The 14485-nt window shown below is 72.6% G+C and carries 11 protein-coding genes; 4 read left to right on the forward strand and 7 right to left on the reverse strand.

What is annotated here, in order from left to right:
* Positions 1–347: 347 nt before the first annotated feature.
* Positions 348–1283 carry a mycothiol synthase gene (mshD, locus tag FGW31_RS18420; RefSeq protein ID WP_142194530.1) on the reverse strand — a complete coding sequence of 312 codons (936 nt, stop codon included), beginning with the start codon at positions 1281–1283 and terminating at the stop codon, positions 348–350.
* Between the two features lie 215 nt (positions 1284–1498).
* On the opposite strand from mshD, the gene FGW31_RS18425 reads away from it, so the two are divergent.
* From FGW31_RS18425 to FGW31_RS18435, 3 genes are all read left to right on the forward strand, one after another.
* The gene (locus FGW31_RS18425; protein ID WP_142194531.1) at positions 1499–3313 is read left to right on the forward strand and encodes a bifunctional metallophosphatase/5'-nucleotidase; all 1815 of its coding nucleotides are present in this window, start codon (positions 1499–1501) and stop codon (positions 3311–3313) included.
* Positions 3314–3531: 218 nt separating this feature from the next.
* Positions 3532–4785: a 2-isopropylmalate synthase gene (locus FGW31_RS18430; protein WP_233452514.1), complete on the forward strand. Its 1254-nt coding sequence runs from the start codon at positions 3532–3534 to the stop codon at positions 4783–4785.
* The gene (locus FGW31_RS18435; RefSeq protein ID WP_142194532.1) at positions 4782–5570 is read left to right on the forward strand and encodes a hypothetical protein; all 789 of its coding nucleotides are present in this window, start codon (positions 4782–4784) and stop codon (positions 5568–5570) included. The genes FGW31_RS18430 and FGW31_RS18435 overlap by 4 nt, the downstream gene beginning before the upstream one ends.
* A 192-nt stretch (positions 5571–5762) precedes the next feature.
* Here the strand turns inward: FGW31_RS18435 and FGW31_RS18440 are convergent, their stop codons facing one another.
* The 6 genes from FGW31_RS18440 to FGW31_RS18465 all read right to left on the reverse strand — a co-directional run bounded on the left by FGW31_RS18440 (position 5763) and on the right by FGW31_RS18465 (position 13327).
* Positions 5763–7829, reverse strand: a complete 2067-nt coding sequence (locus FGW31_RS18440; protein ID WP_142194533.1) for a pectinesterase family protein — start codon at positions 7827–7829, stop codon at positions 5763–5765.
* An 82-nt stretch (positions 7830–7911) separates the two neighbouring features.
* The gene (locus FGW31_RS18445; protein ID WP_142194534.1) at positions 7912–9369 is read right to left on the reverse strand and encodes a sensor histidine kinase; all 1458 of its coding nucleotides are present in this window, start codon (positions 9367–9369) and stop codon (positions 7912–7914) included.
* Complete coding sequence (locus tag FGW31_RS18450) at positions 9366–10100, reverse strand: response regulator transcription factor (RefSeq protein WP_142194535.1); 735 nt, start codon at positions 10098–10100, stop codon at positions 9366–9368. Before FGW31_RS18450 ends, FGW31_RS18445 begins: the two co-directional genes overlap by 4 nt.
* Before the next feature lie 115 nt (positions 10101–10215).
* Entirely contained in the window at positions 10216–11262 is a 1047-nt protein-coding gene (locus FGW31_RS18455; RefSeq protein ID WP_142194536.1) for a S1C family serine protease, read from the reverse strand.
* 143 nt (positions 11263–11405) lie between these two features.
* Complete coding sequence (locus FGW31_RS18460) at positions 11406–12428, reverse strand: LacI family DNA-binding transcriptional regulator (RefSeq protein ID WP_142194537.1); 1023 nt, start codon at positions 12426–12428, stop codon at positions 11406–11408.
* Positions 12429–12535: 107 nt separating this feature from the next.
* Positions 12536–13327: a winged helix-turn-helix transcriptional regulator gene (locus tag FGW31_RS18465; protein ID WP_142194538.1), complete on the reverse strand. Its 792-nt coding sequence runs from the start codon at positions 13325–13327 to the stop codon at positions 12536–12538.
* Between the two features lie 227 nt (positions 13328–13554).
* Between FGW31_RS18465 and FGW31_RS18470 the strand changes: the two genes are divergently transcribed.
* Entirely contained in the window at positions 13555–14484 is a 930-nt protein-coding gene (locus FGW31_RS18470) for an alpha/beta hydrolase (RefSeq protein ID WP_142194539.1), read from the forward strand.
* Position 14485 lies beyond the last annotated feature (1 nt).

A 14485-nucleotide genomic window follows, 5' to 3' on the forward strand; every position in this document is an offset into this window, starting at 1 on the left:
CGCGCGCCACCTCGTCGTACTCCTGCGGGCCGGAGGAGATCATCGAGCGTCACGCCGTGAGCACTGCCCCGGCCTCACCGCTCCTGATGTGCTCGACGGCCCGTCCCGGTCCGTCGCGTCCATGCGGCGACAGCAGCCCCGCGCGTTCCTCGATCACGTCCGTGATCTCCCACCCGGACGCCTCGGCGTCCTCCGCGCACTCCGCTGCTGTGGCCCGACGGCCGGGCGCTGTTCGTCACCCCGGACGACGCGCGGTGGGCGGCGGTCCACCACCGCTGGACGGTGCTGCGAGGCGGCGGGCGTGCCGGGCGGGGCGGAGTCGGTGCGGTCCCGGATGTGCTGCCGGCTCAGGTCTCCGTCCGGTACATCAGGTCCACCTCGTGGGTGACGAAGCCCAGCCGCTCGTAGACGGACACGGCCGCCTTGTTGTCGGCGTCGACGTAGAGCATGGCCGTCGGCAGTCCCTTGGCCGCCAGGTGGCGCAGCCCGATCGTGGTGAGGGACTTGCCGAGGCCGCCGCCCTGCGCGTCGGGGCTCACCCCGAGGACGTACACCTCGCCGAGGCCCTCATCGGCGTGCACCTTGGTCCAGTGGAAGCCGACGATCCGGCCCTCCTCGCCCGCGCGTTCGGCGAGGAAGAAGCCCTCCGGGTCGAACCACGGCTCGGCCTTGCGGTCGTCGAGGTCGCGCTGGGTGAGGGAGCCCTGCTCGGGGTGGTGGGCGAAGGCGGCGGCGTTCACCGCGAGCCAGGCCGCGTCGTCCCGGCCGGGCACGAAGTTCCGCACGGTCACGCCCTCGGGCAGCACCGGATCCGGCAGGTCGAGCCCGGACAAGGGCCGCCGCATCTGCCGCAGTTCCCGGAACAGCGTCAGTCCGAGGACCTGTGCGAGGTGCCGGGCGGCGGAGTGGCCACCGTGCGCCCACACCCGCAGCCGCTTGCCCGACGCGGCGAGCAGCGCCGAACCGAGCGCCCGCCCGTGCCCGTTGCCCCGGTGCGAGGGGTGCACGACGAGTTCCGCGGCCGGCGGCTCCACCGGATCGGTGTCCTCCAGCTGGGCGTAGCCGACGAGTTCGCCGTCGACGGACAGCAGCAGATGGGACACCCCCTCCCGCTCCCCGCCCCGCAGCTGCAACCGCCCCTGCTCGGACACCGCCTGCTGCCCGTCGGTGCGGGCGGCGTCCGCGAGCAGGGCGAGGACCGCCTCGGTCTGCTCCGGGGAGAGCGCCGTGTACGTCTGGAGCGAGCGGGGGCGGCCGGGCTGTGCGATGTCGTCGCTGGTCATGCGTACGAGGGTAAGGGGAGGTGCGGGCGGGGGGCGGGGAAAACGGGCGGGTACGGCGGTGGTGCGGGACGCGCCGGGGCGGCCGGCGAAAGATAAACCAGGATGTAACCAAGCACCCCCTGTCGCGCTACGCGCGTTGACCCTAGGCTGCGCCGGGCGGCCCGCTGTCGTGCACGGCAGCCCGTACCGAACCACGCAGACCCACAGGGGGGCGCATGCCAGCCACATCCCCGGCGCACCACCAGCGCCGCAGACGCCGTACGAACCGTCTTCTCGTCACCGCCGCGGGCCTGGTCGCCGCCGGCGCGCTGGCCGCGGCGGCACTCCCGGGGTCGGCCAGCGCCGGCGAGACCAAGGGCGCGCCGGCCCACTCCGGCCGCTACCAGGACGTCCAGCTGCTGTCCTTCAACGACCTGCACGGCAACCTGGAACCGCCGGCCGGTTCCGCGGGCCGGGTCACCGAACTCCAGCACGACGGCACGACGAAGACGATCGACGCGGGCGGCGTGGAGTACCTCGCCACCCATCTGCGGCAGGCCCGTGAGGGCAACCGGTACTCCGTCACCGCCGCCGGCGGCGACATGGTCGGCGCCTCCCCGCTGCTGTCCGGCCTCTTCCACGACGAGCCGACCATCGAGGCGCTGAACCAGCTCGACCTGGACGTCACCGCGGTCGGCAACCACGAGTTCGACGAGGGCGCGGCGGAGCTGGCCCGCCTCCAGCACGGCGGCTGCCACCCCACCGAGGGCTGCTACACGGACGAGGAGTTCGGCGGCGCCGACTTCCCCTACCTGGCGGCGAACGTCCTGGACGACAGGACCGGCAAGCCGGTCCTCGACCCGTACTGGGTGTGGAAGAAGAACGGCGTCAAGGTCGGCTTCATCGGCGTGACCCTCGAGGCCACCCCGGACATCGTCTCCGCCGAGGGCGTGAAGGGCCTGTCCTTCAAGGACGAGGTCGAGACGATCGACAAGTACGCCAAGGTGCTCCAGCGCAAGGGCGTGAAGTCCATCGTGGCCCTCATCCACGAGGGCGGCTTCCCGGCGTCGTCCGCCTACAACTACGACTGCGACGCCCCGGGCGCCGGCGACGGCATCTCCGGACCGATCGCACAGATCGCCGAGAACGTCAGCCCGCAGGTGGACGCGCTGGTCACCGGCCACACCCACAACGCGTACGTGTGCACCGTCCCGGACCCGGCGGGCAAGCCGCGCATGGTCACCTCGGCCGCGTCCTTCGGCCGCCTCTACACGGACACCACGCTGACGTACGACCGCGCGACCGGCGACATCGCCCGGACGGCCGTGAAGTCCGCCAACCACGTCGTCACCCGGGACGTCCCCAAGGCGCCCGACATGACCGCGCTGATCGACAAGTGGAACACCCTCGCCGCACCCATCGGCAACCGCCCGATCGGCTACATCACCGGCGACATCAACCGCGACGGCACGGAGTCCCCGCTGGGCGACCTCATCGCCGACGCGCAGCTGGAGTACGCCAGGAAGCTGGACGCGGAGACCGACCTGGCGCTGATGAACCCCGGCGGCATCCGGGCGCCGCTGACCTACGCGGCCAAGGCCGGTGAGGGCGACGGCGTGGTGACCTACGCCGAGGGCTTCACCGTCCAGCCGTTCGCCAACACGGTCAACCTCCAGGACTTCACCGGCGCGCAGCTGATCCAGATCCTCAAGGAGCAGGTGAGCGGCGCGAACGAGGCCGCGCCGAAGATCCTCCAGATCTCCTCGGGCCTGACCTACACGCTGGACCTGACGAAGACCGGCGCCGACCGCGTCGTCACGGACTCCATCCGGCTGAACGGTTCCGCGATCGACCCGGCCGCCACCTACCGCGTCGCGGCGAACAGCTTCCTCGCCGGCGGCGGCGACGGCTTCCCGACCCTCGGCCAGGGCGGCAACGACCTGGTCGGCGAGGACGACCTGACGGCCCTGGAGCAGTACCTGACCGCCAACTCCTCCGCGGACAACCCCCTCGCGCCGCCGAAGGCGGACCGCATCACGGTCGTGGACTGACCCACGCGCAGCGACCGGCCGACGGGGCCGGACCACGGCGTCACACCGCCGCGGTCCGGCCCCGCCGCCGTTTTCCCACTGCTCCCGGAAAGCCGCCGCCACCGGATCGCGACGGTCCGCCGAGTGACGGCGTGGTGGCGGGACAACGTTGGAAATCTTCACCGCTTGGTAACGGAATCATGCCTATCTGTAATGACGCCTCGTGATCAACTGTGGTCATGATCACTTCGCCCCAGGAGGCAACCATGGACGTCGTACGGCAGTCGGCTCAGGCAGGCAGGGTGGTGATCTGGGAGGAGTCGGCCCGGGACGGCGCCCAGGCCAAGACACTCATGACCCCGGAGTTCCGGGTGCAGTTGGCCCGCGAGACGGGGCGCGTGTTCGGCGAGGACGGGCCGCGGCACGTGGTGTTCGCCGCCGGCTTCCCCGCGGTGTGCGGCGAGGAGTTCGAGGCGGTGCGCCGGGTCGCGGCCGAGGCCGAGGGAGCGGTCAGCGTGGCCGCGGTGTGCCGGGGCGCGCTCAAGGACGTCGAGCAGGCCGTTGCCTCGGTGCGCGGCAGCCGCCACGCGCGGGTGATGGTGGTGGTGCCCGCCTCCGAGGCGATGTCGCAGGTGATGGTCCACAAGACGGCCGAACAGGCCCTCCAGGGCGGCGTCGACCTGGTCAAGGCGGCCCGTGACCTGGACGAGACGGTGGCGGTGGACATATGCCTGGCCGACGCCTCCCGCGCCGACGCCTCCCTCATGAGCGACTACGCGCAGGCCATGACCGACGCCGGGGCCGGTCTGGTGGTGCTGGCCGACACGGTCGGCGCGCAACTGCCCGCCGCCTGCCGCGACATGTTCGCCGCGGTGCGCGCCGGTGCCGGCGACGACGTGGTGCTCGCCTCCCACCTGCACAACGACCTCGGGCTCGGGCTGGCCAACACGCTGCAGGCGCTGGCCTCCGGTGTGCGGGTGGTGTCCAGCTCGTGGCTGGGCATCGCGGAGCGGGCCGGCATGGTCGCCACCGAGCAGCTGCTGTTCCTCCTCGCGCGGCACGGTCAGGAGTTCCTGAACACCGACGCGACACCCTGGTGGACCGCTCCCGACCTGACCCGACTCCCCACGATCGCGCAGATGGTGGCGGAGGAGACCGAGGTTCCGCTGAGCGTCACCACTCCGATCGTCGGTACGGGCGTGGGCACCATCTCCACCGGTACGCCGTTCGTCCACCCGCAGCTCTTCCAGCCCTACGATCCGACTCAGGTGCTGGGCATCGAGCCGCGGGTCCTGCTGACGCAACTGGCCAGCGCCCGCGTCATCACCGCTGCCGCCACCCGCCTCGGTCACGATCTCGACAGGGAGCAGACCCGCGCGGCGATGACCTGGGTCAAGACCCGTGCCTTCCGCACCGGCAGGGCCGTGGTCGACGACGCCGCCTTCGCCGACTACCTCGACGGGCTCGTCCACACCCACCGGGTCAGCGCATGACCGGCGTCCCGGCCGAGCACGTGGACCGCGCGCCGGTGTCGCTCGCACAGGCCGGACGGGCCCTGCGTGACGGTGAGGCCGTGGTGCTGCCCAATCCGGCGCCGCTCACCCACGTCGTCACGGCGTGTCGGGCCCGGACCGTGAACGAGGCCAAGGGCCGCCCCGGCGACCAGTCGGTCGCCCTGTGGGCCCACCATCCCGACACGCTGCGCGCCCTCGACCAGGTCTGGGCACTGGGCCCGGACCAGAGGACGACGGTCCGGTGGCTCCTGCTGCAGGAACGTTCCACCGTCCTGGTGCCGGTCCGGGACGGCATCGATCTGCCGGACTGGGCGGCCCCGGCGGTCAAGGACGGCTGGATGCTGCTGTTCGGGGCCCGCTGGCAGCCTCTGCGGCCCCTCCTGGACGATCTGCCGCTGCTGTACGTCAGCAGCGCCAACCGCACCGGGCATCGGCCCGCCGCCACCACCGCCGACGCCCTGGCGATGTTCCCCGCCACCGTCGCCGTCCTGGCCGTCCCGGAAGCCGGGGACCCGTCTCCGGCGACGGACGCCACGAAGCGGCAGGCCACGACCACGATCCGCCTCCACCCCGACGGCCGCCTGGAGCTCCACCGGCACGGCGCACAGGACCGGCACCACTCCGATCCCGACGAGTACCTGCGGCACCTGCGGGACCGGTGCGCGCAGGCGGCCCGGCAGCACGGCGCGGGCGGCGCACCGCCGGTCGCGTCACCCGTTCCGGCCGCGCACACGGCCGGCCTCCTCGGCGGTGCGTCCGACTAGGAGGGACCGAACGGGACGGGACGCGGGCAGGCGGCAGCGGCCCGCCCTCGTGAACGAACCGAGGGGTCCGGCGGACACTCCGCCGGACCCCTCGGGCGTGCCGGTGAACGGGCCGACGGGGCACGGACGTTTGGGCACGGGCGACGTGTGGGCCGTGGCAGGGCCCGACGGGAAGCCGGGGCGGGAAGCGGGTCAGGACGCCGAAGGGGTCCAGCCGGCCAGCCAGTCCGTGACCTCCTGGTCGGCGGCCTGGGCGTCCGTCAGGTGCGGGCGGTCGCCGCTCGCCGGGCCGGCGCCGGGCCCGGTGTTCCGGTACTCGGCGAAGCGGTCGTCCTTCCAGGAGAAGCCGCTCATGTCGGTCCACGGCGCGGTGCGGATCGCCGCGCTGAGCGTGGTGTTGCGGACCGTGGTCTGCGGGTCGAGGGAGGCGTCGCCGCCGGCGTGCCAGGGCCGGCCGAGGTGGAAGGTGCGGTCGGAGACGTCGCCGTTCACCGTGGAGTCGGTGATGAGGATGCCCTTGCGGTTCGCGGCCGTGCTCGGGGCCGTGACGTAGCCGGCCGACGTGCCGTCCCAGCGCTTCTTCAGGGTGATGACGGAGCGGTCGATCACCGCGGTCGCCCGGCCGAAGATGAAGTCGACGTTCCCGACGACGTAGGAGCCGGTGACGTACACGCGGCCCAGCCTGTCCTTGGCGGCCGTGTCCAGCAGCAGGGTGTCCTGGTCGCCCTCCACGATCACGCCGTCGAGGAGGACCTTGTCGGCGGCGGTGCGCAGGGCGACGGCCTGGTGGCCGGTCAGGGACTGGTGGGCGCGCTCGTCGAAGTCGTTGGAGATCGTCAGGTTGCGGGCCTGGAAGTCGTCGGCCTCGACGGCGACGGTGGCGCTGCCGGAGGTGCCGTAGGTGCCGGAGCCGTCCGGTTTCGGCGTGCCGGCCGCGTTGTCGAAGACGATCACCGTGTCCTTGCGGCTGCCGCCGGTGCCCTGGAAGGTGACGTGCGGCTTGTTCGACGGGACCTTGACCGTCTCGCGGAACGTGCCCGGCTTGATGGAGATCACCACCCGGGACGGGTTGTTCGCGGGCACGGCGTTCACGGCCGCCTGCACCGTCCGGTACTGGCCGGTGCCGTCCCGGGCGACGGTGAGCGTGCCGGCCGCCGCGGCCTTCGCGGCGGCCGTCGTCGTGCCGATGGAGGAGCGCGGGCCCGCCTGCGCGGTGAGCAGCGCCGGCACGTCCGCCGCCGCGTCGAGCGTGTACGCGTAGTACGACGTCGGGTCGAACGCCGTGCCGCCGCTCTCGTTGCGGCCCGACGTGCCGGAGAACACGTTGCCCCGCTGCACGACCGTCGCCGTCGGGTCCTTGATCACCGGGTTGTTCACGCCGCGGAAGTAGCTGTTCTCCAGCACCATCCGCGTGCCGCCGCGCGCGTAGTTGCCGTACGAGGAGGTGATGTCGGTGCCGGCGACGTCCTCCAGGTAGTTGTTGTACAGGTGCGCGTGGGCGGCGTTGTCCGTGGAGGGGTTGCGCTGCTCGGTCTCGCGGAACCAGTTGTGGTGGATCGTGATGTCCGTCGTGACGTTCTCGGTCCAGCCGATGCCGAAGGTCTTGTTGTTCCGGCTGAGCCTGTTCCAGGAGACCGTCACGTACGTGCTGTCCTTGCGGACGTCGATCAGGCCGTCGGCCATGTTCCGCAGGTCGTTGTGGTCGATCCACACATGGTGGGCGCCGTCCATCTGCACGGCGTCGAAATCGTGCTCCTTGTCGTTCCAGACGCCCTGGTACGCGTCCCGGATCGTCAGATTCCGGATGATCACGTTGTGGACGCCCCGGCCGAGGAAGAAGCCGCCGCCGACGATGTGCCCGGACGTGCCGGCGCCGACGATCGTCTTGTCGGAGGCGACCTCGATCTCCTTGCCGACCGGGTCCATGGTGATCGTCCCGGCCACGACGACGACGTACGGCTCGGCGGCGGTGGCGTACTTCTCCAGGTCGGCCTGCGTCCGCACGGTGACGGTCCGCCCGTCCCGGCCGCCGTACGTGCCGTTCTGGCCGAGCGCGTTCACCGAGGCGAAGCCGTCGGCGGTGGCCGTGGCCCAGGCGGGGGCCGCGGGGGCCGTGACGGCGGCGGCCTGCGCGGTGCCGCCGCCGTCGGAACCGGCGCCGTACACCACCATTCCCGCGGCGGCCAGGGCCAGGGGGAGTCCGGCGGCCAGGAGCTTGCTGCCTCGGCGGTGACGCGCCCTGCTGCGGTGCTCACTCATGCGGCGATCCGTTCCGTGTGGGGGATGCGGGGGAAGGACACGTCGGTCGGTCGCCGCCCGGCACGGAAAGGTTGCCGCCCCGCTACGGAACGTCCGGCGGTGGAGTCGGCGCGCCCGGCAGGCGGATCGTCGCCGTGGTGCCGCCGCCCTCGGCCGGCGTCAGCCGCACCTCGCCGCCCGCCTGCTGCACCGTGCGCGCCACGATGGACAGGCCCAGCCCCGAACCGGGCAGGGCGCGGGCGCTGGGGGAGCGCCAGAAGCGGTCGAAGACGTGCGGGAGTTCGTCGGCGGGGATGCCCGGCCCGTGGTCGCGGACGGTGAGCACACCGTCGGCGAGCCGTACGTCGACCGTGCCGCCCGCCGGGCTGAACTTCACCGCGTTGTCGAGGATGTTGACCACCGCGCGTTCCAGCGCGGACGGCTCCGCCCGCACGTACCAGGGCCGCACGTCCGCCGTGATGGTCAGCTCCGGACCGCGCAGCCGGGCGCGGCGCAGCGCCGACTCCACGACGTCCTGCCACGCCACGATCTCGGTGCGGCCGGCGTGCTGGCCCGGGTCCGGGCGGGACAGCTCCTGCAGGTCGCCGATGAGCGCGGCGAGTTCCGTCATCTGCGCCTTCACGGAGGCGAGCAGCGCCCGGCGGTCCGCGGGCGGCAGCGGGCGGCCGGTCTCCTCGCTGCGGTCGAGCAGTTCGATGTTGGTGCGCAGCGAGGTGAGCGGCGTGCGCAGTTCGTGGCCGGCGTCCGCGATGAGCTGCTGCTGGAGGTCCCGGGAGCTGGCGAGGGCGGACGTCATGGAGTTGAAGGAGCGGGACAGGCGGGCCACCTCGTCCTCCGCGTCGTCCTCCACGGGGATGCGCACGTGCAGGTCCTCGGTGCGGGCCACGTGCTCCACGGCCTCGGTGAGCTTGTCCACGGGGCGCAGACCGGCCCGCGCGACCGCGAGCCCGGCCGCCGACGCACCGAGCACGCCGATGCCGGACACCAGGAGCAGCAGCAGCGCCAGTTCGTTGAGCGTGGACCGGGTGTTGTCGAGGGGCAGCGCCACCACGAAGGCGTAGTCCTGCACCACGGCCCGGCCCAGCGGCCCGGTCTTGACGGTGACGGCCGTCGTCAGCACGCGGACCCGCTCGCCGTCGCTGCCGGTGCCGTCGCGGATGACCCCGGCGTTCGGGTCGGGCCGGGCGGCCACCTCCTTGTCGCCGCCGGTGACGTTCACCGCGGCCGCCGAGTACGGCAGCACGCACACCGTGCCGTCCGAGCGGACCAGTTGCGCGTACTGCGTGCTGCGCGGCGCGATGCCTCCCGTGTCGGCCGGTTCCCGCACGCAGTTGCCGGTGATCTGCTCGAAGTCGCTCTGCTGGAGCGCGATGACCGACGACCGCAGATCGTCGTCGACCTCGTCGTACAGCTTGCCGCGCACGATGAACCAGCACGTCACCGACACCGCCGCCACCGCGAACGCCACCGCCGCCGCGACCAGCAGGGACAGCCGCGCCCGGATCGGCAGCGAGCGGAACCGGCGCACGACTCGCGTCACTCCGCGCCACCCTGCCGCAGCACGTAGCCCACCCCCCGCACCGTGTGCACCAGGCGCGGCTCGCCGCCCGCCTCGGTCTTGCGGCGCAGGTACATGACGTACACGTCGAGGGAGTTGGACGACGGTTCGAAGTCGAAGCCCCAGACCGCCTTCAGGATCTGCTCCCGGGTGAGGACCTGGCGCGGGTGCGCCATGAACATCTCCAGCAGCGTGAACTCGGTACGGGTCAGCTCCACCTGCCGCCCGCCCCGCACGACCTCCCGCGTCGCCAGGTCCATGCGCAGGTCGGCGAAGGAGAGGACGTCGTCCGACTCGGCGGAGGCGGCCACCGCCGCCGCGTACGAGCTGCGGCGCAGCAGCGCGCGGATACGGGCGAACAGCTCGTCCAGCTCGAACGGCTTGACCAGGTAGTCGTCCGCGCCCGCGTCCAGCCCGGTCACCCGGTCGCCGACGGTGTCCCGGGCGGTCAGCATCAGGATGGGCGTGGTGTCGCCGGTGGCGCGGATGCGGCGGGCGGCGGTCAGTCCGTCCATGCGGGGCATCTGGATGTCGAGGACGACCAGATCGGGTCGGTACGCCGCCGCCTTCTCCAGGGCGTCCGCGCCGTCGACGGCGACCTCGGTGTCGTAGCCCTCGAAGGCCAGGCTGCGCTGGAGCGCTTCGCGCACCGCCGGTTCGTCGTCGACGATCAGGATGCGCTGGGGGGCACGGTCGCCTTCTGCGGGGCTCATGGGCTCGGGTTCCTCTGTCGTCTGCAAGGGAAGCGGGGGCGGGCGGGCCCGGCCGCCGGCGGGTCCGCCGCGCCGGGTCCGGGCCCTCAGCGTCGCACGTTTCCCGTGGGGCGGGTCAGGTGGTGGAGCCGGAGCGCAGGGCGTCCAGGTCGGCCTTGAGCGTGTTGACGGGGATGGCGAAGCCGAGTCCCACACTGCCCGCGTCGGACGACGACGAACCGGTGCCGCTCGCCGAGTACATCGCGGAGTTGATGCCGATGATCGCGCCGTTCATGTCGATCAGCGCGCCGCCGGAGTTGCCCGGGTTCAGGGAGGCGTCGGTCTGGATCGCCTTGTAGGTGGTCGTGGAGCCGCCCGTGTCGCCGTTGAACTCCCGGCCGTCGAACTCGAACGGCCAGCCGCCGCCCTGGCCCTGCCGCCGGCCCTGGCTCTCGTCCGTCGAGACGGTCACGTCGCGGTCGAGGGCGGAGACGATGCCGCTGGTCACCGTGCCGGTCAGGCCCTCGGGTGAGCCGATCGCCACGACCTGGTCGCCGACCTGCACATCGTCGGAGTCGCCGAGGGTGGCCGCCTTCAGGCCGGAGGCGTCGTCCAGCTTGATCAGGGCGAGGTCCTTGCTGCTGTCGGTGCCGACGACCTCGGCCGTGTACGACGTGCCGTCGCTGGTGCGCACCTTGATCGAGGAGGCGTCGGCGACCACGTGGTTGTTGGTGACGATCTCGCCGTCGGAGGTGATGATCACGCCGGAGCCGGTGGACGACCCGGCGTCGGAGGTGGCGTTGATCTCGACGATGCTCGGGCTGACCGCCGCGGCGACCCCGGACACCGTGCCCTTCTGGCCGGCCGGCACCACCGTGGTCGAGGACGAGCCCGCCGAGGCGACCGTGTCGCCGCCGGCCAGCTCCTGCAGGCCGTACGCCGTGCCGCCGCCGACGGCCGCCGCGACGATCGCCACCGCGGCGAGCAGGGCGCCCGGACCGCGGGCCCGCCGGCGCCGCGCGGGATGGGCGGGCTCGGCGGGCTGTGCGGGGGCCGGGGCGTGGGCCGGCGGAGGCGGCCACTCGGGGTTCACCCGGTGCCGGCTGCTGTCGTGCTCGCCACCGTCGCCGCCGTCGTGGTGGCCGCTGTCGTACTCGCCGTGGGGGCGCAGGCTCTCGGTCATGACGACGAGCCTCGCGCCCGACGATGAGAGCACCCTGAGTGTGTGCTGAGAAGCCCGACAGAACCTCGTATGCCCGAAATAAAGGCGACGGCGGCCGGGGCGGTGACGAGGGCCGGGGAAGGGCCTCGGGGCGGGTCGGCCGGTTACGCGCAGCCGCAGGACTGGCGGACCACCAGGCGGGACGGGAACACCTTCAGGCGCTCGCGGCGCGAGCCCGCCACCCGCAGGCCGTCGTCGAGGACCAGGTCCACCGCCGCGCGCGCCATCGCCGAGCGGTCGGAGGCGACCGTGGTCAGCGGCGGGTCGGCGAGCGCCGCCTCCTTGATGTCGTCGAACCCGGCGACCGCCAGCTCACCGGGCACGTCGATGCGCAGCTCGCGCGCGGCGCGCAGCACGCCGATCGCCTGGTCGTCGGTGGAGCAGAAGATCGCCGGCGGGCGGTTCGGGCCGGAGAGGATCTCCAGGCCGACGCGGTAGGCGTCGTAGCGGTTGTACGGGGCCTCGAAGAGCCGGCCCTCGGTGGGGATGCCGGCCTCGTCCATCGCGCGCCGCCAGCCCTCGACGTGGTCGGAGACCGGGTCGCCGACGGCGGGCGTCTCCGCGGTGCCGCCGACACAGGCGACGTACTCGTTGCCGTGCTCCAGGAGGTGGCGGACGGCGAGCTGGGCGCCGCCGAGGTCGTCGGTGACGACGGCGACGTCGTCGATCGCCTCCGGGCGCTCGTGCATCAGGACCACCCGGGCGTCCCACGCCTCGATCTCCGCGGCGGCCAGGTCGTTCAGCGCGTGGCTGACCAGGATCAGACCGGACACGCGCATCCCGAGGAAGGCCCGCAGATAGTGGACCTCGCGCTCGCCGATGTAGTCCGTGTTGCCGACCAGGACCATCTTGCCGCGCTCGGACGCGGCCTGTTCGACCGCGTGCGCCATCTCCCCGAAGAAGGGCTGGCGGGCGTCCGGGATGATCAGGCCTATGAGGTCCGTGCGCCGGGACGCCATCGCCTGGGCGACCCGGTCCGGCCGGTACCCCAGCTCCTTGATCGCGGCGAGGACACGCTCGCGCGTGGCCGGGGCGACCGGCCGGGGTCCGTTGTTGATGACGTAGCTGACGACGGCGGTGGAGGTTCCCGCCAGCCGCGCCACATCATCCCTGGTTACCTTGGCCACGCGCGGAGTCTACGCGGATATAACCGGGCCGGGCAGGGCGGGAAAGAGGTTCCGTCCGCCGGGCAAAGGGCTCGGGTGTGCGAACGCAACGCTCATGCGTGCGGCGTTCACGCCTGCGCGCGCACGCCCGCGGCGTCCCGCGCGGCCGTCTCGTCCGTATCCGCCGCCTTTTGCCGGTCGGTCCGCCGGTCGTTCCTGGCCTTGGCCTCTTCGGCGGCACGTTCGACCTTCTCCGGCGTAACGAATCGATAACCGACGTTCCGGACGGTGCCGATCAGCGACTCGTGCTCGGGGCCGAGTTTCGCGCGCAGGCGCCGGACGTGGACGTCGACCGTACGGGTGCCGCCGAAGTAGTCGTAGCCCCACACCTCCTGGAGGAGCTGTGCACGGGTGAACACCCGGCCCGGGTGCTGCGCGAGGTACTTCAGCAGCTCGAACTCCTTGAAGGTGAGGTCGAGGACCCGGCCCTTGAGCTTGGCGGAGTAGGTCGCCTCGTCGACGGAGAGGTCGCCGTTGCGGATCTCCATCGGGGAGTCGTCGTTGACGATCTGCTGGCGGCCCATGGCCAGCCGCAGGCGCGCCTCGACCTCCGCCGGGCCCGCGGTGTCCAGGAGGACGTCGTCGATGCCCCAGTCGGCGGTGACGGCGGCGAGGCCGCCCTCGGTGACCACCAGCACGAGGGGGCAGCCGGGGCCGGTGGAGCGCAGCAGCTGGCACAGGCTGCGGACCTGCGGGAGGTCGCGCCGGCCGTCGACCAGGATGACGTCGGCGCCGGGGGTGTCGACCAGGGCCGGGCCCTCCGCGGGGGCCACCCGCACGTTGTGCAGGAGCAGTCCGAGGGCGGGGAGCACCTCCGTCGACGGCTGGAGCGCGTTGGTCAGGAGCAGCAGTGAGCTCATCGCGCCTCACCTGCCCGCGTCGGGGTCGTCCTGTGTGCGTGCACGGTTCGCTCGCCCATAACGTCTGGTTCCTCCTCGGTCCCTGCGAGGACGTTTACGGCACTGCTGCGTGCGATCGACGGCCCGTACAACCGGCGGGAATCCCGCTTCGTATACAACGCTCCCGAAAGCACAAAAGGACCCGGGGGCTTCGCTGCCCGAGTCCTCTTCGCAGCAGAATAGCCGACATGAGCACCGGTCCGGCAGGTCATGTGGCGCGATCCACCATTCGTCCATATTCCGAGACGCTCGATGTAACGCGGGGCGGGGCGCCTTTGCGGACGTTTTTGCGCACGGCGGACGGGGTGGCGATCGATTCCGTATACGAACCCCGGGAGGTTGTATACGACAGTTCCCGGGCGGATTTCCGGGAACCCGGGAGCGGGGTCGATCTTGTGGCGGGGGAGGGATCGGATTCGGGAGCCGGCGGCGGACAGCGGGCGCCGGCGTTCGTGGTCGCCCACGGGTTCACGGGCCACGTGGACCGGCCGCACGTGCGGCGGGTGGCGCGGGTCCTGGCGCGGTACGGGGCCGTGGTGACGTTCTCCTTCCGGGGGCACGGCGCGTCGGGCGGGCGCTCCACGGTCGGGGACCGGGAGGTGCTGGATCTCGCGGCGGCGGTGGGCTGGGCGCGGGAGCTCGGGCACACGCGGGTGGCGACGGTCGGGTTCTCCATGGGGGGCTCGGTGGTGCTGCGGCACGCCGCGCTGGAGGAACCGGACGGCGGGCGGGTCGACGCCGTCGTCTCCGTCAGCGCGCCCGCACGGTGGTTCTACCGGGGGACGGCCCCCATGCGGCGGCTGCACTGGCTGGTGACCCGGCCCTCCGGGCGGCTGGTGGGGCGGTACGGACTGCGGACGCGCATCCACCACCGGCAGTGGGACCCGGTGCCGCTGTCACCCGTCGAGGCGGTGCCGCGGATCGCGCCGACGCCGCTGCTCATCGTGCACGGGGACCAGGACGGCTACTTCCCGGTCGACCACCCGCGGATGCTGGCGGCGGCCGCCGGAGAGGGCGGGGAGCTGTGGCTGGAGGCGGGCATGGGGCACGCGGAGAACGCGGCACCGGACGGGCTGTTGCGGCGGATCGGGGACTGGGCGGTCACCCGGGCGGGCTAGC

Source organism: Streptomyces calvus (assembly GCF_006782915.1).
GTDB classification, from domain to species: Bacteria; Actinomycetota; Actinomycetes; order Streptomycetales; family Streptomycetaceae; genus Streptomyces; species Streptomyces calvus.

Bases quoted from the DNA above. Each gene is read 5' to 3' on its own strand.
- FGW31_RS18455 (WP_142194536.1), bottom strand. From the start codon at position 11,262: ATGACCGAGAGCCTGCGCCCCCACGGCGAGTACGACAGCGGCCACCAC.
- FGW31_RS18435 (WP_142194532.1), top strand. From the start codon at position 4,782: ATGACCGGCGTCCCGGCCGAGCACGTGGACCGCGCGCCGGTGTCGCTC.
- FGW31_RS18450 (WP_142194535.1), bottom strand. From the start codon at position 10,100: ATGAGCCCCGCAGAAGGCGACCGTGCCCCCCAGCGCATCCTGATCGTC.
- mshD (WP_142194530.1), bottom strand. From the start codon at position 1,283: ATGACCAGCGACGACATCGCACAGCCCGGCCGCCCCCGCTCGCTCCAG.
- FGW31_RS18465 (WP_142194538.1), bottom strand. From the start codon at position 13,327: ATGAGCTCACTGCTGCTCCTGACCAACGCGCTCCAGCCGTCGACGGAG.
- FGW31_RS18430 (WP_233452514.1), top strand. From the start codon at position 3,532: ATGATCACTTCGCCCCAGGAGGCAACCATGGACGTCGTACGGCAGTCG.
- FGW31_RS18425 (WP_142194531.1), top strand. From the start codon at position 1,499: ATGCCAGCCACATCCCCGGCGCACCACCAGCGCCGCAGACGCCGTACG.
- FGW31_RS18470 (WP_142194539.1), top strand. From the start codon at position 13,555: ATGAGCACCGGTCCGGCAGGTCATGTGGCGCGATCCACCATTCGTCCA.
- FGW31_RS18440 (WP_142194533.1), bottom strand. From the start codon at position 7,829: ATGAGTGAGCACCGCAGCAGGGCGCGTCACCGCCGAGGCAGCAAGCTC.